17 protein-coding genes, 1 pseudogene and 1 riboswitch are annotated in these 19,347 nt (G+C 42.4%); of the genes and pseudogenes, 14 read left to right on the top strand and 4 right to left on the bottom strand.

Translation table 11 applies throughout. The features are described from left to right. The first annotated feature begins 5 nt into the window (after positions 1–5). On the top strand, positions 6–866 hold the full coding sequence (locus Q4533_RS13010; RefSeq protein WP_303502878.1) for an alpha/beta hydrolase: 861 nt from the start codon (positions 6–8) through the stop codon (positions 864–866). A 91-nt stretch (positions 867–957) separates the two neighbouring features. Here Q4533_RS13010 and ribB read toward each other — a convergent pair whose 3' ends face one another. Next, entirely contained in the window at positions 958–1,614 is a 657-nt protein-coding gene (gene ribB, locus Q4533_RS13005; RefSeq protein WP_102439380.1) for a 3,4-dihydroxy-2-butanone-4-phosphate synthase, read from the bottom strand. Positions 1,615–1,704: 90 nt separating this feature from the next. Next, positions 1,705–1,894: riboswitch (FMN riboswitch) on the bottom strand. A gap of 201 nt (positions 1,895–2,095) precedes the next feature. Here ribB and Q4533_RS13000 point away from each other — a divergent pair. Together Q4533_RS13000 and Q4533_RS12995 are read left to right on the top strand one after the other, a co-directional pair. After that, entirely contained in the window at positions 2,096–2,650 is a 555-nt protein-coding gene (locus tag Q4533_RS13000) for a thioesterase family protein (RefSeq protein WP_102439381.1), read from the top strand. Positions 2,651–2,684: 34 nt separating this feature from the next. Then, positions 2,685–3,374, top strand: coding sequence for a DNA-3-methyladenine glycosylase I (locus Q4533_RS12995; RefSeq protein WP_102439382.1), 690 nt, complete (start codon positions 2,685–2,687; stop codon positions 3,372–3,374). Here Q4533_RS12995 and Q4533_RS12990 read toward each other — a convergent pair. Beyond that, positions 3,371–3,982 carry a TetR/AcrR family transcriptional regulator gene (locus Q4533_RS12990; protein ID WP_102439383.1) on the bottom strand — a complete coding sequence of 204 codons (612 nt, stop codon included), beginning with the start codon at positions 3,980–3,982 and terminating at the stop codon, positions 3,371–3,373. The two genes, Q4533_RS12995 and Q4533_RS12990, sit on opposite strands and share 4 nt — an antisense overlap. Before the next feature lie 1,005 nt (positions 3,983–4,987). Here Q4533_RS12990 and Q4533_RS12985 point away from each other — a divergent pair. Both Q4533_RS12985 and Q4533_RS12980 read left to right on the top strand, forming a co-directional pair. Further along, a complete protein-coding gene (locus Q4533_RS12985) occupies positions 4,988–6,133 on the top strand; it encodes an efflux RND transporter periplasmic adaptor subunit (protein WP_102439384.1) in 1,146 nt (381 codons plus the stop codon). A 9-nt stretch (positions 6,134–6,142) separates the two neighbouring features. Then, entirely contained in the window at positions 6,143–9,292 is a 3,150-nt protein-coding gene (locus tag Q4533_RS12980; RefSeq protein ID WP_102439385.1) for an efflux RND transporter permease subunit, read from the top strand. Between the two features lie 502 nt (positions 9,293–9,794). Here Q4533_RS12980 and Q4533_RS12975 read toward each other — a convergent pair. Beyond that, positions 9,795–11,405 (bottom strand): AbgT family transporter, encoded by a 1,611-nt coding sequence (locus Q4533_RS12975; protein WP_102439386.1) that lies wholly within the window; start codon positions 11,403–11,405, stop codon positions 9,795–9,797. Between the two features lie 1,330 nt (positions 11,406–12,735). Here Q4533_RS12975 and Q4533_RS12970 point away from each other — a divergent pair. The 3 genes and pseudogenes from Q4533_RS12970 to Q4533_RS12960 all read left to right on the top strand — a co-directional run. Beyond that, positions 12,736–13,281: pseudogene (locus Q4533_RS12970) on the top strand (lytic transglycosylase domain-containing protein); the annotation flags it as partial. A 25-nt stretch (positions 13,282–13,306) separates the two neighbouring features. Continuing rightward, on the top strand, positions 13,307–14,713 hold the full coding sequence (locus Q4533_RS12965) for a M28 family metallopeptidase (RefSeq protein WP_303502877.1): 1,407 nt from the start codon (positions 13,307–13,309) through the stop codon (positions 14,711–14,713). 24 nt (positions 14,714–14,737) lie between these two features. Further along, positions 14,738–15,007: a hypothetical protein gene (locus tag Q4533_RS12960; protein WP_303502876.1), complete on the top strand. Its 270-nt coding sequence runs from the start codon at positions 14,738–14,740 to the stop codon at positions 15,005–15,007. Positions 15,008–15,098: 91 nt separating this feature from the next. Here the strand turns inward: Q4533_RS12960 and Q4533_RS12955 are convergent, their stop codons facing one another. Continuing rightward, the gene (locus Q4533_RS12955) at positions 15,099–15,941 is read right to left on the bottom strand and encodes a 23S rRNA (adenine(2030)-N(6))-methyltransferase RlmJ (protein WP_102439389.1); all 843 of its coding nucleotides are present in this window, start codon (positions 15,939–15,941) and stop codon (positions 15,099–15,101) included. Between the two features lie 134 nt (positions 15,942–16,075). Between Q4533_RS12955 and Q4533_RS12950 the strand changes: the two genes are divergently transcribed. The 6 genes from Q4533_RS12950 to Q4533_RS12925 form a co-directional block, all read left to right on the top strand. Beyond that, on the top strand, positions 16,076–16,843 hold the full coding sequence (locus tag Q4533_RS12950) for a class I SAM-dependent methyltransferase (protein ID WP_198589950.1): 768 nt from the start codon (positions 16,076–16,078) through the stop codon (positions 16,841–16,843). Between the two features lie 247 nt (positions 16,844–17,090). Further along, positions 17,091–17,603 (top strand): Tn7 transposase TnsA N-terminal domain-containing protein, encoded by a 513-nt coding sequence (locus Q4533_RS12945; RefSeq protein WP_241903541.1) that lies wholly within the window; start codon positions 17,091–17,093, stop codon positions 17,601–17,603. 113 nt (positions 17,604–17,716) lie between these two features. Continuing rightward, a complete protein-coding gene (locus Q4533_RS12940; protein WP_241903542.1) occupies positions 17,717–17,980 on the top strand; it encodes a hypothetical protein in 264 nt (87 codons plus the stop codon). Beyond that, positions 17,941–18,267, top strand: coding sequence for an AHH domain-containing protein (locus tag Q4533_RS12935; protein ID WP_102439391.1), 327 nt, complete (start codon positions 17,941–17,943; stop codon positions 18,265–18,267). Before Q4533_RS12940 ends, Q4533_RS12935 begins: the two co-directional genes overlap by 40 nt. Then, positions 18,267–18,983, top strand: a complete 717-nt coding sequence (locus Q4533_RS12930; protein WP_303502875.1) for a hypothetical protein — start codon at positions 18,267–18,269, stop codon at positions 18,981–18,983. Before Q4533_RS12935 ends, Q4533_RS12930 begins: the two co-directional genes overlap by 1 nt. A 29-nt stretch (positions 18,984–19,012) precedes the next feature. Beyond that, a partial coding sequence (locus Q4533_RS12925; protein ID WP_303502874.1) for a glutaredoxin domain-containing protein occupies positions 19,013–19,347 on the top strand: 335 nt, incomplete at its 3' end.

Here is a 19,347-nt window from a genome sequence, read left to right as displayed (position 1 = left end):
ATGAGATGAAAAGTTTGATTAAAAATATATTCTCTGGGGCCGTAGTTGGCTGCATGATATTGATGACAACCGCTTGTACCATAAGGATCAGTGAAGATACGTTTATTGTTAGTGATGAGCAACCAGCCGCCTATCAAACTGATTTTGTTGATCAATTACAACAAGTCATGCCTAACAATATCATTACGCCAGTGAGTATTGATGCCAGCGAACAAGTCAGGTTGAAAGGCTTTTACATCGATAACCCTACAAGTGATACGACCTTGATGTTTTTTCAAGGTAACGGCATGAAAATTGAGCCTGACAGTTTATCAATATTAACCAGACTATCAGAACTCAATACCGACATTTTCATTGTTGATCGTCGTGGATTAGGGGCCAGTGAAGGTCAGCCTCGAATTGAAAATTTAATCGCCGATGCACAGTTGCAACTTGACTATTTACACCAGCATTACCCAACAAATAAAGTCATTGTGCATGGCTATTCTCTAGGCAGTTTCATTGCTGCGCAATTAGTAAAAACCAATAGTGTCGACGCATTAGTATTACAAGGCTCTGCCACCAATGTTGATGATTGGATTGATGAGAAAACACCTTGGTATCTATTATTTACCCGTATCGAAATGCCAGAAGATTTCCGTAAAGCAGATAATGAGCAAGTGGTAGCGCAATACTACCAAGGCCCATTACTGGTCATTGGCGCAGAGAATGATGATCAAGTACCAGCAGAGTTGTCTGAAAAATTATTTGATGCGAGTCAGTCAGAGGTTAAAGCGTTAATCATGGTGCCAAATACTGGCCACCAAGGAATGCTAGATAACGCTCACGCGATGAGCCGCTATCAAGCGTTTGTGAATAACTTATAAAGCTGAAAATTAAAAAGAGACGTATATTCGTCTCTTTTTACCATTTTATTTATAACAGAGCTTTGAAATAGATGCTCTTTATAAACAAGCCTTAGGCTAATTTCAAGTCATGCTGCAAGCGATACATCACCATATCTTCAATGGTCAATACTGGCATATTGTGCTTTAAACCAAAGGCGACAATTTCAGGCGCTTTGGCCATAGTGCCGTCTTCGTTCGTTACTTCACACAAAACACCTGCAGGAGATAAACCGGCCATTTGCATTAAATCAACCGTGCCTTCAGTGTGACCACGGCGAGCCATAACGCCACCTGCACGCGCGCGCAGTGGAAATACATGTCCCGGACGAGCGAGGTCGCTGGCTTTCGCATTTACTGCTGTAGCCGTTTTTACTGTCGTTACTCGATCTTGAGCTGAAACGCCTGTAGTCACTCCTTCTTTAGCTTCAATTGAAACCGTAAAAGCAGTTTGGTTAGCACTGTTATTGTCTTGCACCATTGGCGGCAGTTCAAGTTTGTTGGCTTGCTCGTCCGTTAAACATAAACACACAATGCCGCTGCATTCGCGGATCATTAATGCCATTTGTTTTGCGGTTAAGTGCTCGGCTGAATAAATGATGTCACCTTCGTTTTCACGATCTTCATCATCGAGTAATAACACACCGTTACCTAATCGTAAGGCGGCTAAGGCTTTTTCAACACGTTCGATTGGATCACCAAATGGCGAAAGTAGTGTTAGCTGATTCATGGTTTACTCCTAAAAAAATACCAGAATCAGGGCTTTGAAGAGTGGCTTTACGCCAAACGAAATGCACCAGCATACCTAAGTAGTGGTGTTTTCTATTCTCTTTCATCCGGACTATAACCGTCGGCTCTGGACTGTTAGGCGTACTTCATGTGAAAACATGGCCTAAGTCACCAGATCTGCTGACCTCGAAAAATATCGAGCGCTCGCGGGCTCATCTTGGCGCATTTAGTCGCCTCGATTTACCGCCGGTGGGGAATTGCGCCCCGCCCTGAGAATTTAAATTGTGATGCTTAATAAAGTTAAGCGCGGCCATTTTATGGCAAAAATGACTATAAAAAAAGGGCTTATGCTCACAGTCTTAGATATAAAATGTCATCAAGAGTGGGGCGTTTTAGGGGGTGACTGGATAATTTTGTGAACAAACTTGCTCGCTGGTATGACCTCTGATAGCCTTTGCCGCTGACAAAGGAGTTGTAGCCCCATGAATTTATATTTTCGTCTGTTTTGGTTGTTTGTCTGGCGTATTCGTCACTGTAATCACATCGATTTTTTAGGTACCAGTCGTATTTCATATCGCGCATTACCGCTCGATTGCGATATCAATATGCATCTTACTAATTCTCGCTATCCTGCCTTTTTAGATTTAGCTCGTACTTATATGATTGCTGAAATGGGTTTAATGAAGCGATTTTTAAAACTTAAATGGCTGCCCATTGTAAACGCATCTGAGTTTACCTTTATTAAAGATATTAAGCCGCTGGAGAAATTTGACATTGAAACCAAGATAGTTGGTTGGGATGAGAAATATTTCTATATTGAGCAGCGCTTTGTATCTAATCGTGGGGTTCATTGTATTGCCCATGTGCGTGGTGTGTTTGTTTGCAAAGGTAAGCAAGTGCCTATCAGTAAGTTAATTGCCGAAGCGGGCTACGACGGCGCTATGCCAGTAATGACTGCTGAAGTGGTTAAGTGGAAACAATTTCTGCAAGTAAAAAAAGATCAGAATATTGCCCCTAAGCTGAGTCAGGTAGCATAATAAGCGCTAGTCATTTATTTAACGGGGTTAGCTTGTGGCCAAATTAGAAAAATTCAGCGATATTTTTGACCGCGCCAGTGAGCGAAAAGGTGGCAGTAAGGCGTTAGCTCATTTATTGCCTCTGACCCTTGAAGCGGATGAGATTGGTCAATTTTCTGATGCACAACTTTTGTCTGCCATGAGCAAGCAAGTGTTTCAAAGTGGCTTTGTGTGGCGGGTGGTTGAGAATAAATGGCCTGCGTATGAAAAAGCCTTCTTTGATTTTGAACCGTTTAAAGTATTAATGCTGTCACCGGATCAAATTCAGCAGCGCGCCACTGACGCAACGCTTATTCGCCATCAAAAGAAAACCCAATCTATTGTTGATAATGCCTATATGGTGCAGCAAATTGCGGCTGAGCATGGCAGCTTTGCTGAGTTTATTGCTAATTGGCCATCGGAAGATATCACAGGACTTTGGCAAGTATTAAAAAAGAAAGGCAGTCGTTTAGGTGGCAATACTGGGCCGTATTTTTTACGTAATGTGGGTAAGGATACGTTTTTATTAACCACTGATGTGCAGTCATATCTCAAAGCCACTAAGGTGGTTGATGCCGGATTTACCTCGCAAACGGCATTGCGCCAATCCCAAGCGGCTTTTAACCACTGGCAGCAAGAGTCAGGACTCACCTTGGCTGAAATAAGCCGCATTATTTCACTTAGTGTGGGTGAAAATAGGCTTTAAACCTCATATCGGGCTAAAAACATTTTTGCGCTTTCATCGGCTAAATGCTGCCGTTGTTGATCATTTAACAGTGGGTTACAGGTTAAAATTTGCGGCCAAAAACATTGGCCTTTGATTAAATGCAGCAGTTGTTCATTGGCAAACATCGCATCTTCTATTTGAATCCTTCCATCTAAAGCTGCGGCTTTAATCCAGCGTAATATCGCCGTTTCATGCTGTTTCATTTTTTCAATTTCACGAACCATTTCTTCACTATTGTAAAATAAGTGCCCAATAGCGACGCGTGCCATATCAATATGCTCTCGAGAGTTCATAAATTGAATCTCGGTCAAAATGATGGCTGATAACTGCGAAAACAGCGCTTGTTGCGGCTGATATTGCCCTTGATTGCTGGCCATGGCTTCAAACCATAACTCACTTACAAGGTGCATGACTAAGGCTTCTTTAGTGGCGAAGTGATTGTAAACAGTGCGCTTAGACACTTGTGCCTCTTCTGCCAGTTTATCCATGCTGGTCGCCGCTACACCTAGTTTTTTGAACATCCGCTTGGCTGCGTCAACTATGGCCTCATGCTTTTGCTGGCTGAGGGTTTTCTTGGTTATTGTCATATCTGTTTACAAATCTTCGCTGGGAGTCGTGCAAGTATATTACACTGAGTAGTTTACTTTTCAACAATGAATCAATAAACTGCACCGTGTAGTTTACATTTGCTGTATGAATGTTGAACTGCTACATGCTATTAGTTCAGCCATTTATGGCAATGAGCATTATGATCATTTTAATAAAGCCGTCGTATTGGTTTCAAAGATTGGCAAAATATTTTAATGCCTCAATCAATAAGTAGACTATCTTTTTATTGATTGAAGCATTCCTGACCGTTTTAGTGTCGCAACAAGGTGGTAAAAAGCAGGTGAGCTCAGGTTCGTCGTAACCTCAGCTGAGTGCATTACCTCACCTTGGTATATTTGAGCGCTATATCAATTTATAGGCAAGTTGGGATCACTAAGGCTAAAAAATAAACTATTCTTTAATGGCGATGGTGCTTACCAATCTGCGCTAAAGAGATTTGTTAGCTTTGACGGGATATGTTTATTTTATCAGAAGGCTAGTGATCGTGGTCGAGTCAGCGTATGACAACTTACGCTGCTGTGGTTAAGCAGTATAAAGCATCCTGACAAGGCTCATGATGGTGGCGGGATATGCTGATTAACTCTGTATTCGTGCTACAAGTGCCACAATTAATATTGTAGGTAGGTATTTTTTCAGGATTTAATACTAGGCGCACACCTTTTTTGATTAGAATGTTGTATATTTACGCACTTTTAAAAGTGAGCCAGTTAACCTTTTTGTAACACTTTCGTGTGTATTTTTTGTTGTTGCTACAGCTAAGTCAACAAAGCGTATACAAAGTATCTAAGTTTATTATTTGTTTACAATTTATAATTTTTTAATTGGTTGTAATGGTTGTTGAGCTCGCAAGTGTATGGGATAACAACGTCCATTAAAATTTCAAGCTTAAAACGTTGAAAAACGTTGAAATATATATCCAGCAAATATTTACCCTTCAAACAAGGTGAAATTTACTGATGATGTCATTAGGAGTAGGAGCAGTCATGCGCAAAGCACTGAAAATAGCCTCAGTTATCACTGCGGCTTTATGGATTACCGCTTGTGGTCAAGCCGAACAAGGCCAAGGCCAACAAAAAGCACCACCCGCACCAGTAGGGGTGATGAGTGTGACTGAGCAATCTCAAGCCATTTATGTTGAATTACCAGGTCGTAGTCGTGCTTTTTTAGAAGCGGAAGTACGCCCACAGGTATCAGGCATCATCACCAACCGTGGTTTTGTTGAAGGTAAAGATGTCGAAGCGGGTCAGTCACTGTATCAAATTGACTCTGCAACTTACAAAGCTGCTTTAGTTAGCGCAGAAGCAGATTTAGCCAGCGCGAATGCAGCCTTGGCTTCTGCGAAAGCTACAGCAGACCGTTATGCAGCCTTGGTTAAAACCAATGCTATTAGTGCCCAAGACTTTGATGAAGCTGATGCAGCCTACAAAGAAGCAATCGCTAAGGTGACTGTTGCTGAGGCAGCAATTAATACTGCTAAAATCAACCTTGAATACACAGAAGTACGTGCACCAATCTCTGGTCGTATTGGCACATCAAGTGTCACTCCTGGTGCACTAGTTACTGCTAATCAATCAAATACACTGGCGAAAATTCAGCAACTTGATCCAATCAATATCGATATTGCTCAATCAAGTGCACAACTATTACGTCTTAAGTCAAAACTTAGACAAGGCAAGTTACAGCAAAGCGAAAATGCTGAAGTGACCCTTATTCTTGAAGACGGTAGCACTTACGAGAACGTAGGTACATTGCAGTTCTCTGAAGTGAGCGTCAATGAAGCAACAGGTTCGGTGATTATCCGTGCTGAATTCCCTAACCCTGATGGGGTGTTGTTGCCTGGTATGTATGTGCGCGCGATTTTAAATGCCGGACAAGATCCATCAGCCATTTTAGTGCCGCAAAAAGCCATTACCCGTAACACAAAAGGTGAAGCGGTAGCTATGATTGTTAATGCTGATAATCAAGCTGAAGCGCGCGTGGTGAAAACAGCAGAGGTGATTAATCACCAATGGCGTATTACTGAAGGCTTAAAGGCTGGCGACAAATTGATTGTCGAAGGTCTGCAAAAAGTTCGTCCTGGCGCTGAAGTTGCTCCACAAGTTTTAACCGAAAACACTCCAACTAAATAGGGTAACGTTATGGCTCGTTTCTTTATCGATCGCCCTATTTTTGCATGGGTGATCTCAATTCTAATCATGTTGGCAGGGGTCTTAGCAATTAAAGATCTTCCTGTGGCGCAGTACCCGAGTATTGCACCGCCAACAGTTGAAATAACCGCGTTTTATCCTGGCGCGTCTGCAAAGACCATGGAAGATACAGTAACTCAGGTTATTGAACAACGTATGACGGGTATTGACCATCTGCGTTATATTGCCTCAAGCAGTGATAGTTTTGGTAATGCAAAAATCACCTTAACCTTTAATGCTGAAGCCGATCCGGATATTGCTCAAGTACAAGTGCAAAATAAGCTGCAAGCTGCGATGACCTTGTTACCGCAAGAGGTGCAATCTCAGGGTGTTAACGTGGTTAAATCAAGTGCTGGTTTCTTGATGGTTGCAGCGTTTGTATCTGAAGATGGTTCGCTGGATAAAACCGATATTGCCGATTATGTTGCTGCCAATATTCAAGATCCGTTAAGCCGTGTTGCTGGTGTAGGTGAATTGCAATTATTCGGAGCCCAATATGCAATGCGTATTTGGCTTGATCCGTTAAAGCTGACGCAATACAACTTAACTAGTATTGATGTTATGGCCGCGATTCGTGAGCAAAATGCGCAGATTTCAGCGGGTCAATTAGGTGGTGCGCCATCAATTGCTGGCCAAGAATTAAATGCGACCATTACTGCCCAAAGCCGTTTGCAAACTCCTGAGCAATTTAAAGGGATTATTCTCAAATCTGACACCTCTGGTGCTAACGTTTACCTGAGCGACGTAGCTCGCGTTGCACTGGGTTCTGAAAGCTACTCAGTGGAATCATTCTTTAACGGTAAACCCGCTGCTGGTATTGGTGTGCAGTTAGCCACAGGTGCTAACGCGCTTGATACCGCAAAAAATGTTCGTGAAATGCTTGCTGACTTGCAAACTTATTTCCCTGACAGCTTAGAGATTTATTACCCATATGACACTACGCCATTTGTTGAGAAATCAATTGAAGGTGTTGTGCATACCCTTATCGAAGCAGTGATTTTAGTGTTCCTGATCATGTATCTGTTCTTGCAGAACTTCAGAGCAACACTAATTCCAACGATTGCGGTACCCGTGGTATTACTTGGTACATTCGCCATTTTATCAGCGACTGGTTTCTCTATTAACACCTTAACCATGTTCGCTATGGTACTGGCTATTGGTCTGTTAGTAGATGATGCGATTGTTGTGGTGGAAAACGTCGAGCGTGTTATGTCTGAAGAGGGCTTAAGCCCACTTGAAGCCACCCGCAAATCGATGGATCAAATTACTGGCGCACTTGTGGGTATTGGTTTAACCCTGTCAGCAGTATTCGTACCTATGGCATTTATGTCAGGTTCAACTGGTGTTATTTATCGTCAGTTCTCGATTACGATTGTGTCTGCAATGGCGCTGTCTGTTTTAATCGCGATGATTTTAACCCCGGCATTATGTGCCACCATGCTTAAGCCAATTCCAAAAGGCCATACCCATATTAATACTGGGTTCTTTGGCTGGTTTAACCGTAACTTTGATAAGTTAACCTCGCGCTATGAAGCGGGTGTAGCAAAAATCCTTAAGCGTACTGTGCGCATGATGGGTGTCTATCTTGTACTGGTTATCGCGACTGGTTGGATTTTCATGCGCATGCCAACAGCATTCTTGCCAGATGAAGACCAAGGCATCTTGTTTACCCAAGCAATTTTGCCAACTAACTCGACTCAAGAAAGCACCATGAAAGTGCTTGAGGATGTGAGTGACTATTACTTGGAAGAAGAAGGCGATATCGTTAAATCTGTATTTAGTGTTGCAGGTTTCAGTTTCGCTGGCTCTGGTCAAAACATGGGTATTGCTTTCGTCGGTCTTGAAGACTGGGCTGAACGTGGTGGTGAAGGGCAAGATGTTCAATCCTTGTCTAACCGTGCAATGGGTCGTTTCATGCAGATGAAAGACGCCTTAGTGTTTGCCTTTGTACCGCCAGCGGTAATTGAATTAGGCACGGCCAATGGTTTTGATATGTACCTGCAAGATCGTAGTGGTCAAGGTCATGAGGCGTTAATTGCAGCCCGTAATCAGTTATTAGGTATGGCAGCGCAGAATCCGAACCTTGTGGGCGTACGTCCTAATGGGCAAGAAGATGCACCTATGTACCAAATCCATGTTGATCAAGCTAAAATTCGCGCCTTAGGTGTGGATATCGATGATGTAAACAGTGTACTAGCAACCGCTTATGGTGGTTCGTATGTGAATGACTTTATCGACCGTGGTCGCGTTAAGAAAGTATACGTACAAGGTGATGCTGAATACCGTATGCAACCAAGTGATTTAGAAACCTGGTTTGTGCGTAACTCAAAAGGTGAAATGGTACCTTTCTCGGCCTTTACTACTGGTTCATGGGAATTTGGTTCGCCACAATTACAACGCTTTAACGGTTTACCAGCGGTCAATATTCAAGGTGCAACTATGCCCGGATATAGCTCTGGTGATGCAATGCTTGATTTCGAGAGAATGGTGCAAGATTTACCACCAGGGTTTGGTATCGAGTGGAATGGCTTATCTTATGAAGAGAGATTATCAGGTAACCAGGCACCAGCGTTATACGCACTATCTATTTTAGTGGTATTCCTTGTACTAGCAGCACTTTATGAAAGTTGGACGGTACCATTTGCGGTAATCCTAGTTGTGCCATTAGGGGTTATCGGGGCACTGCTGGCGATGAATGGTCGTGGTTTACCTAACGATGTATTTTTCCAAGTAGGTCTACTGACGACGGTAGGGCTGGCAACCAAGAATGCCATCTTGATTGTAGAATTCGCCAAAGACTTCTATGACAAGGGTGCAGGACTGGTTGAAGCGACTTTGCACGCAGTGCGAGTACGTTTACGTCCAATCTTGATGACATCTCTAGCCTTTGGTTTAGGTGTTGTACCGCTAGCAATTAGTACCGGTGTTGGTTCTGGTAGTAAGAATGCACTAGGTACAGGCGTACTTGGTGGCATGATGAGTTCTACCTTTATTGGTATCTTCTTAATCCCACTGTTCTTCGTGGTGGTTGAGAAAATCTTCAATAAGAAAGAGCGTAAAGGTTATGTACCACCTGAAACGAAAAGTGATTCAGCTGAATAAGCGCTAATCACTGTAGTTATCCTTAAAAAGCCCAGCAGATGCTGGGCTTTTTGTTGCTCGTTATTTAAGGCTTATTGCCTTTAATCAGCCATGCTATCGCTTAAGTTGATGAGCTGACTCAGGGAGAAGTGTGCCGTTACTGTGACCTAACATAGTGAGATATGCTTAATGGCATGGGCGCAGATTAACGGCGCTATGACAAGAACGACCGGATCAGTGGGAGCACCTTGTATTGCAATAACTCGAGTCAGTTAAGTTGAGTTCGATGCTTTGGTTGCAGAACCTCGGTTATAGCTAGCAAATGCAACTAACCCAATTCCTGTTATTAATGAAATAGTGCCATCAATGAAATACTCCTATCAATAAATACCTATCAATGAATACCTATCAATGAATACCCCTCCATGAAAGAGTCACTGTCAAAAACGCAATAAAAAGCCCTGTAAATACAGGGCTAATAAGCTAATCAGTTTCAGTCATTATGGTATGACAACGACATTCGTTATGGCGTGTAATAAGTTGCAGCGCCAGGACCTACAGGGAAGCCTAAAACAAATACCCATAGGAAGAAGAACAGCGTCCAACCGATAAAGAACACGATTGAGTAAGGCAGCATGGTGGCAATCAAGGTACCGATACCTAGATTCTTCTTATAACGGCTTGCAACCGCCAGAATTAGACCGAAATAGCTCATCATTGGCGTTATCAAGTTAGTGACCGAATCACCTATTCGATACGCTGCCTGAATGGTTTCAGGGGCATAGCCTACTAGCATTAACATAGGTACAAATATCGGCGCAGTAACTGCCCATTGCGCCGAAGCACTACCGAGCATTAAGTTGATAAAACCACACAACATAATAAACAGTACAAATACTAATGGCCCAGTTAAACCAATACTGCTCAAGGCATCCGCGCCAGTTACCGCTAATACCGCGCCTAAATTGGTCCATTTAAAGAAAGCCACAAACTGCGAGGCAAAAAATACCAACACAATATACATACCCATGGTACTCATACTGTGAGACATGGCATTAATGATGTCGGTGTCTTTTTTCATGCTGCCGACCACTTTACCGTACACCAAGCCCGGGATAGCAAAGCCGATAAAGATAAACGCCACAATGCCTTTTAAAAATGGTGAGCCTGAAACTAAGCCGGTTTCAGGATTTCGTAGTGGGGCGCCTTCAGGAATAATGGTCAATGCCAATAAGCTTGATAAGACCAATACAGAGAAACCCGCCACCTTTAAGGCATGTTTTTCTTCTGTAGTGACAATATCCATTTTCTGTTCAGATAAGTCATCAGCCGCTTCAGATACATCGTATTTTCCTAGTTTGGGTTCAACGATTTTTTCGGTAACCAGTGCGCCTAATATAGTGATTAAAAAGGTCGACACAAACATGAAGTACCAGTTGACCTCTGGTCCAACAATATAATCTGGGTCAATCATTTGCGCCGCAGCTTCAGTGATACCTGATAGTAAAGGGTCGACCGTGCCTAATAGTAAGTTAGCGCTGTAGCCGCCGGATACCCCAGCAAAAGCGGCTGCTAATCCGGCTAAAGGATGACGCCCAAGGGAGTGAAATATCATTGCCGCCATTGGGATCAGCACCACATAACCTAGCTCTGATGCGGTATTGGACACAATACCCGCAAACACAATCGTTAGTGTAACAAGGCGCTTTGAAGTGCCCATGACCAATAAACGCATAGCGGCAGATAATAACCCTGAGCGCTCAGCAATACCGACACCCAGTAAGGCCACTAATACAGTGCCCAATGGGGTGAAGCCGGTAAAGTTAGTCACTAAGTTGGATACGATCATCCGCAAACCTTCAGCATTCATCAAGCTGACCACATGGATTAAGCCATCCTCACTGCGACCTGAGCTGCCCATAGGGCGAGGGTCTGCAACTGTCATTTCGAAATAACCCGCAATACCACTAATGGCAATGACAGCTAAGCAGAACATGGCAAATAAGGTAATTGGGTGAGGTAATAAATTGCCTAATCTTTCGACAATGTTAAGAAAACGGACAAAGGTGCCACTTGAGGCGAGGTCCTGAGGCGTACCCTTATTAGGCACAGCTTTAGATGGATCAAGGTTCATGAATATCCCTTAAATAGGCTTAATTATTAGAGTTTGAGATTTTGCCAATCTACAGACTATATGACCTATTTTAAAATAAGCTTAAATCTAGGCGGAAAAAGCTGATAAATATCAGTTAACATCAAATTTTCATTGAGTCTAACTCAATAACAACTAATTATCGAAAAAAAGCGCTATTTAGTTGTACTGATGTTGTAAGTTGGTATAAAAAACACTCATTCTTGTTTTTGCTTAAGGTGCTGTTTTGAAAGAGTTAAAAAATATTTTTAATCATTTTGTTCTATATTTTTTACCTTTTTGAATGGTAGCGTCAAAGCTTGCTGTTAAGTTAAGCTTTTTAATGGTTTTAACCATGGTATTTGTCGGGTTTCTATATGAGTTGTAAAAAATCGTGCAAAAAACAACATCTGCATTGAGTGTATGTTTAGTGAACAGGGTGTTGATTCTTCGCTATGATGAGGCAAGCTAGTCAGTGCTCAATATAAACGTGATAATAATAATGATAAAAATACCTTTACATATTTTAGCTTCAAACTTGGCTTTTACGGTCAACACATACATAAAGCGATTACTCAGGCAGAGTTGCGCAAACGCCTTAATAAGCGGTTGCGGTGTAAGTTTACTGATCTTATTCAGCGCTTCCGTAACTGTTACCCAAGCCAATACCGGAGCTGGGTTTGAAATACAGGCACAGCAGAAAGCTAAAATTCAACTGACAATGACTGCGCCAGTTAAACCGCAAATAATTGCCAAAGCACAAACGCAGATTGAGCAAAGCAAACCGAATCAGAAACTTACTCCCACAGCAGCGTCGTTAGGATTAACTGAAAAATCGCCGCAAGCGGATAAAATTACTGCGTCGCAAAGTGAGCGCATAAAACCTCAAAAGCAGCTTGCAACCAGCACTAACGTGCAGCCTAAAGTGATTAAAGTGGCGACTATGCCGACGCCCCTAGCCCAAGCGCCCAAGCGTCAACAAGTCTTGCATGCGCCTATTGTGGTATTACCTTTAGCAAGTGACACGGGTGATGCTGAGTCTGGCTCTCAAGTTAAACCCCGCTCTCAAGTTAAACCAAAGAAACAACAGGTATTACACCCTCCGGTCGTGGCGCTTAAGCAGCCAGCAAAACCTGCTATGGTGTTAAAGCCCAAAGTGATTGTTGAACAAACTGCGATAAAATCAGCGGCTGTTGTAGAGCGTTATCAGCCTCCTGCAAAGAAGAAGTATTTTTCGCGCCAGCCGTCAGCGGATAATGCAGCACCAACAATGGTTTCAAGCGCATTAACCGCAAAAAGTACCTTGACCGCAGGTAGTCAGACTAAAAAACCAAAACGTAAAATCTATCAGTATCAACAAAATGGCGTGACCACTTTTTCAAATGTCGTGCCCACCACTGAGGACTTTGACGTTTTATTGTATGACTGCTTTGCCTGCCAAGTAGACTCGCAGCTTGATTGGCAGCGTATTCCCATATTTGTCTCTAAGCATAAACAGTTAGTCGAGGATGCTGCCAAACAATTTCAGTTAGATCCTGCGTTAATTCGGGCGGTGATCCATGCGGAATCAGCATTTAATGCCAAAGCGCACTCAAAGGTGGGGGCAATTGGATTAATGCAATTAATGCCTGCCACAGCCAAAGAGTTGGGCGTGACCGATGCTTATAACGTGCGGCAGAATATTCTGGGTGGTAGCCAATATTTAGCGTACTTACTTGAACGATTTGATAATGATATTGAGCTTGCCTGCGCCGCCTATAATGCTGGCCCAACAACCGTGACTAAGTACCAAGGAATCCCGCCATACCCAGAGACTCAAGCCTATGTTGAGCGGGTAAAAATCTTGCTAAAACGCTATCAAGCAGCATTAGCGAGCTAATAATCTAAAGATTTAAGAGGATGATATGAACAGGGATACACACACAATAACCATAAAAAAGTGCTATCAAGTTATTGGCGTACTATCGCTATTAAGCGTTAATATTGTTGGGTTTAATGCGATTGCAGCCCAGCAAAGTCATCTCGCGCCATCAGAAGAAGATCTGCGTTTATATGATATTGCCACAGCGCCGCAGGCTAAGCGTTTACGCACAGATGTAGAAACGCTGGTGAGCTTTGGCACTCGTCATACCTTATCTGAAACACAATCTGATACCCAAGGTATTGGCGCAGCAAGGCGCTGGATTAAAGCTGAATTTGAACGGATATCTGCTGATTGTGGTGGCTGTTTAGAAGTTGTCATGGTGGGCGAAACGGTTAGTGGTAAACGCATTCCTGAACCCACTGAAGTGGTAAATGTATTTGCGATTCAGCGAGGCACAACAGATCCTAACCGCGTGGTAATGATGAGTGGTGATATTGACTCTCGGGTAACCGACCCGATGGATTTTACCTCGGTATCTCCGGGGGCCAATGATAATGCCTCTGGGGTTGCTGGCGCTTTAGAGGCCGCGCGAGTGCTGTCGAAATATCAATTCAATGGCACAATTGTTTATGCGGCGCTTTCAGGTGAAGAGCAAGGTTTATATGGCGGTGATGTGCTGATTAATTATGCTAAAAAGCATGACTGGCAAATCCAAGCGGTGTTGAACAATGACATGATTGGCAATATTGCTGGCATTAACGGGGTTATTAACAATTCTACTGTAAGAGTATTTTCTGAAGGGGTCAGAATTGCAGAAACTCCTGAGGAAGCCAAACAGCGTTATTTCAGCGGTGGCGAAAATGATTCCGCTTCACGTAATCTGGCACGAAAAATTAAATCCTTAGTTGATCAATACATGACTAACCTTGATGTGATGTTGGTATATCGTCTCGATCGCTTTGGCCGTGGCGGCCATCATTTACCGTTTAATAAAGCAGGTATGCCTGCCGTTAGAGTGATGGAAGCTAATGAGCATTATGATCGCCAGCATCAAGATATTCGCACTGAAAATGCTATTGAATATGGTGATGTGCTTGCTGGGGTGGATTTTGACTTTAATGCCAAGCTCACCGCACTTAATGCCATTAGTTTGGCTTCAATGGCGTGGGCACCAGAGCCGCCAAAAGGGGTGAACATCGAAGGTATTATGCAACCCGATACCAAACTGCAATGGCAGCCACAACCGAATAAGAATATATTAGGTTATCGGGTCTATTGGCGCTCAGCCACAGAATCTGAATGGAGTCATAGTCGTTATGTTGGTAACGTGAATGAATTTATTATGAAAAACATGGTCATAGATAATTATGTCTATGGTGTTGCCAGTGTCGGCGACAACGGTAATACCAGTCCAGTGGTATTCCCTGGAGCGGCTGGTGCTTTTTAACTTTATGATTTATTGAGGATAAATATGAAAAGGATATTCATAGCTAGTTTAGTATCGGTTATTTTAGTTGGTATTAGCGGGTGCTCATCAATGACGGCACAAAATGCAACCTGTGATTTTATTCAGGGAGCGCATGATAGTGCTAAAGAACGTGAAGAGCGGGAAGCTAGGCCTGGGGCTACAGCATCTTTGAGTAAAAATAAGGATGTTCAAGAGGGGTTTATCTCTGCAATTTTTGGTTCTATTTTTCGTTCAAGTGATGATGAATGCGAATTGAAACCTTATACAAGCTGATAAACTTGAGTAATGCCCATGCAAATATGACATGGGCTTTTTTATTGAGCTTAAACCATTAAAAGAGCGGCTTAAGCTCAGTTAGTTTAAATTATTCAGGCACTTCTAACTTAACCACGGTTTTACCACCGCTTTGGCCAAGACAGCGCTCTAGGTAATCTAATGTCTCTTTCGCGGTAGTATCTAGCTTCCATGGTGGGTTTATCACCCATAAGCCTGCTGCAGTCATACCAAATACATTGTTGTCAGGGGTAATTGATTGTTCAATCCGCAGCTGATTTTTTATACCACTATCAGCCAGTATTTTTAACATGGACTCAGTTTGAGCTCTATCAACCACCGGATACCACAGCATATAAACACCAGTAGCAAAGCGTTTGTGTGCTTTGATAATGGCATGGGCAACATCTTGATAATCGGTTTTCATTTCATAACTTGGGTCAATCAAGGCAACCGCGCGGCGCTCAAGAGGAGGCACTGCAGCTATCAAACCTTTTAAGCCGTCACCTTTAACGACACGAACATGTCTGTCATCAGCAAACTGTTCATCAAGTGAAGCAAAATCAGTACCGTGTAACTCATGTAAAACCATGCGATCTTTTTCACGCATGTTCATATCAACAAAAGCAGGTGAACCCGGGTAAAAAGACAGTTCTTCCTCACCTTGGTTGAAGTGTTTTACATCGTCAATATACAGCTGCAAAGGCTCAGGTAAATCATCTTTACCCCAAAGCTTAGCTACGCCATCTAAATATTCGCCAGTTTTCTTTGAAAACTCATCAGTTAGTGAGTAACCGCCTGCACCCGCATGGCTATCGATATAGGCCATAGGCTTATCTTTTTTGTGCATCAATTTAAGTACTTGCAGCAACATAGTGTGCTTAAGTACATCGGCATAATTGCCAGCATGAAAACCGTGGCGGTAACTTAACATGAGAGTGTCCGAAAATTAATAAGCAGTCTAAGCTGCAAGATAGCTACATTATAGGGGCTAAGTCTAAGCAGGTATAGGTATTCACTCTGGCGGGCTTTTGGCATAATAGCCTTGAGTCTACTAAATATCTGGAAATACTTTTGCAAATACCGATTTTTTTTAATCAGCAATATCCGTCACTGGTTGATATCAGTGAGCGTTGGGGTTTTGAGTGGAGCAAAGAGGCGCAGTTTGAATTGCGTTTTGAGCACAACACCTTAAGCCTGCACAAACGTGATGAACCTAAATTAGATGGTATAAGTGTCGATTTTGTTTCAGGTGCTGTTGCTCACCGTCGTAAATTTGGTGGCGGCCGCGGCCAATCAATCGCCAAAGCGGTAGGCCTTAAACAAGGGGTAACCCCAACCGTGGTTGATGGCACCGCAGGTTTAGGCCGCGATGCTTTTGTGTTGGCTAGCCTAGGTTGCAAAGTGATTATGGTTGAGCGCCATCCTGTAGTAGCAGCGTTACTTGAAGATGGACTGCGCCGTGCTTATGAAGACGCTGAAATTGGTGAGTGGATGCGTGAGCGCATGAGTTTATTTCATGGATCGAGCCTTAGTGCCTTAGCTGATGCTGCTAAAACGACCGCGACAGAAATTGATGTGGTTTATTTAGACCCCATGTATCCCCACCGCGAAAAGTCAGCCTTGGTAAAAAAAGAAATGCGCGTATTCCAAACATTAGTGGGCGCAGACCTTGATGCCGATGGCCTGTTGGCGCCAGCAATGGCATTAGCCACTAAGCGAGTGGCAGTAAAACGCCCTGATTACGCTGAAGATCTTGATGGAGTAAAACCGAGTATGGTTATTGCGACTAAGAAAAACCGTTTTGATGTGTATGTGAAAGCGGCAATGAAGTAGGGCTTCACATTTTTTAGCTATAGTTTGATTTTTTTGTTGCTGAAACCATACATTGACATAATATAACCATAGTTTGACAAATTTAAAGCATAGTTTGACATAAAAAGATGTTTTGTAATTTTCACACATGTTAAAAATTGTTTTTAATCAGTTGTTTGCGTTTATTTTAAACCATAGTCTGACAAGTTTGACAAAATATTGAACCGCTGTACGCTTATTGTACTGATATATCTCTTATGTTTTTTACATGTACATTAGAAATTTACGCAAGCCTTCGCCCAATAAAAATGTCTTTAAGTTTGCGAGTGCAAAATTTAACGAAACAATAATGTGTGAAAGCTCGCTAGAGTTCGATGCATGCTTCCATCATGAATATAACGAGTCAGTAGAGACTTTTGGTAGTCAGCCTGAAGGTTTTTATTATTATTTTGAGGGTAAAAGATTACCTTATACACCAGACGCGATACTTCACTATATTGATGGGACGACAAAGTTTCATGAATATAAACCTTACAGTAAGACATTCGACCCTGTTTTTAGAGCAAAGTTTGTAGCTAAAAAAGAGGCTGCTCGGGTATTTGGCACTGAGCTTATTCTCGTTACAGATAAGCAAATCCGTGTAAATCCAATCTTAAATAATCTCAAATTATTACACCGATACTCTGGTATCTATGGTGTGACCGATATTCAACGTGAGTTGCTCCAGTTGATTCGAAAGTCAGGAATAATTCAACTGGATGATGTTGCGGCTGAATATTAACTTTCAATCGGTGAAACCCGTTCTTTACTTTATTCGTTAATGAATAAAAGCTTGATAAAAGCAGATTTGAATCAAGACGACCTTTCTTGCAACCCATCTGTTTGGTGTAATACATGATGGACTTTGAAGATGAGTTTACAGAGTCTACATCTGTCAAAAAGCCTGAAACCCCAGCTCAATACGTCAAGCTAGATGATTCAGAATTAGTTAAGCGCGATCTTGATACTTTCCCTGAATTCCTTAAAGAAAAAGCGCTCGATAAATATAAACTAATTAGTTTTATTGAGCAGGAAAACTCGGCGGCAAAGTCGGTGATGGCAAGCAAGGTCATCATGTTATCCCTCAAGCTGAATGGAAGCGTAATAAACCATTTTTAGATAATATTGGCCTTGGCAATAGAATGAATAAGCCTGAAAATGGCATCTTGTTGCCTAATAGCGCAGGAGGGATTACGCCCGGTGGGCCACAAACGGCTCACAGTGGATCACATCCTAACTACTCTAAGGTCGTGAATAGCAAGCTGAAAAAAATTAAGGATAAATTTGATGCTGGTAAATATGATAAAAGGCAAGCACGGGATGCCGTGCGTAAAGCGCAAATGAAACTAAAAAATGAATTGTTTAATGGCGAGTTTGCAAAAAATCGTTGTGGAGGGTTAGGCTAATGACCGAGCAGTATTTTGTATTAATGGAAGATAATAATAGCCCTTATTATTCAGCCTATCCTTATGGCATTTTATCCCAAGAGCCTGATATTGAGCTTCCAGTCAAGGCTAGTCAATTTAACTTTCCTTTTGACGTTAAAGATATCAGCGGTGATGAAATCTTTTGGAATTTTGATAAACCAGAGCCCTTGTTGTTTGATTATTGTCAGTTTGATGGGCACGTAGTGTCTGCTGAGATAATGGCAATACTCGATAGTCTCAGGTTAGCGCCGTACTTTAAGAAGCGTTTAACGGTGTATATGCAAGGCAAGCAAACCGAGCACGATTATTTCTATATCGCATTTGAGCGTGGCGAGTGGTTAAAAGGTGTGCAACAAGACCCGCAGTTTATTTTTTATGATGAACAAAACTCTGAGTTTCAGTTGGATAGAGAGGGAGATATATTGCCCACAGGTCATATCGCGCTTACCGCAGTTGCAACAAAGTATGATGTTTTCGAATTCACCAATTGTTGTTTTTTATCCTCATACATAGTGCTGAACGCTGAAGCAAAAGAAAAGCTTGAACAGCAAGGGATGAAAGCGGGCAGGTTTGTTCCCTTGCAAGAGGCGTTTAATACTGTACTAGCTGAGTCTATGGATGAGCTGAGCGATTTATTACCTAAGGTGAAAAAGCCTATCAAACCTTGGTTTGCTGATGTTAGCAAGAAAAGTTAGCGCTAAAAAATACCTTAATAGGAAAAATAATGAAACAAGGACTGTTGCTCTTATTAATTGGCTTCTGCCTCTATAAAGCCTGGCAAGACTTTGGCCCAAAGCCTAGCTTGCCTCCTTTGTATAATGAGCCTTATATTGCTGTTTACGGGCGAGACTCATGTGGCCACACCCAAAGGCTACTGCAAGGCTTGAAACAACAGGGCATTGAGCCCCATTACTTAAATGTTGATGATATGAATATTGCCGACAGTTTGCGCGCGCGAATGGAGAAGCAAAATATTGAAACACAGCGCTACAACTTACCTGTCGTGGATGTCAATGCATCACTAACAATACGCCCGACATTGGCGAGCGTACAAGATAG

Source organism: Shewanella sp. 6_MG-2023, assembly GCF_030547195.1.
GTDB lineage: Bacteria > Pseudomonadota > Gammaproteobacteria > Enterobacterales > Shewanellaceae > Shewanella.
Note: the sequence above shows the minus strand (reverse complement) of the source record. Positions and strands in the feature narration are given on the sequence as shown.

Coding starts and splice junctions, on each gene's coding strand:
- ribB (WP_102439380.1), bottom strand. CDS start 1,614: ATGAATCAGCTAACACTACTTTCGCCATTTGGTGATCCAATCGAACGT.
- Q4533_RS12930 (WP_303502875.1), top strand. CDS start 18,267: ATGACCGAGCAGTATTTTGTATTAATGGAAGATAATAATAGCCCTTAT.
- Q4533_RS12940 (WP_241903542.1), top strand. CDS start 17,717: ATGATGGACTTTGAAGATGAGTTTACAGAGTCTACATCTGTCAAAAAG.
- Q4533_RS12965 (WP_303502877.1), top strand. CDS start 13,307: ATGAACAGGGATACACACACAATAACCATAAAAAAGTGCTATCAAGTT.
- Q4533_RS12975 (WP_102439386.1), bottom strand. CDS start 11,405: ATGAACCTTGATCCATCTAAAGCTGTGCCTAATAAGGGTACGCCTCAG.
- Q4533_RS12980 (WP_102439385.1), top strand. CDS start 6,143: ATGGCTCGTTTCTTTATCGATCGCCCTATTTTTGCATGGGTGATCTCA.
- Q4533_RS12985 (WP_102439384.1), top strand. CDS start 4,988: ATGCGCAAAGCACTGAAAATAGCCTCAGTTATCACTGCGGCTTTATGG.
- Q4533_RS13010 (WP_303502878.1), top strand. CDS start 6: ATGAAAAGTTTGATTAAAAATATATTCTCTGGGGCCGTAGTTGGCTGC.
- Q4533_RS12945 (WP_241903541.1), top strand. CDS start 17,091: ATGTACATTAGAAATTTACGCAAGCCTTCGCCCAATAAAAATGTCTTT.
- Q4533_RS13000 (WP_102439381.1), top strand. CDS start 2,096: ATGAATTTATATTTTCGTCTGTTTTGGTTGTTTGTCTGGCGTATTCGT.
- Q4533_RS12990 (WP_102439383.1), bottom strand. CDS start 3,982: ATGACAATAACCAAGAAAACCCTCAGCCAGCAAAAGCATGAGGCCATA.
- Q4533_RS12960 (WP_303502876.1), top strand. CDS start 14,738: ATGAAAAGGATATTCATAGCTAGTTTAGTATCGGTTATTTTAGTTGGT.
- Q4533_RS12955 (WP_102439389.1), bottom strand. CDS start 15,941: ATGTTAAGTTACCGCCACGGTTTTCATGCTGGCAATTATGCCGATGTA.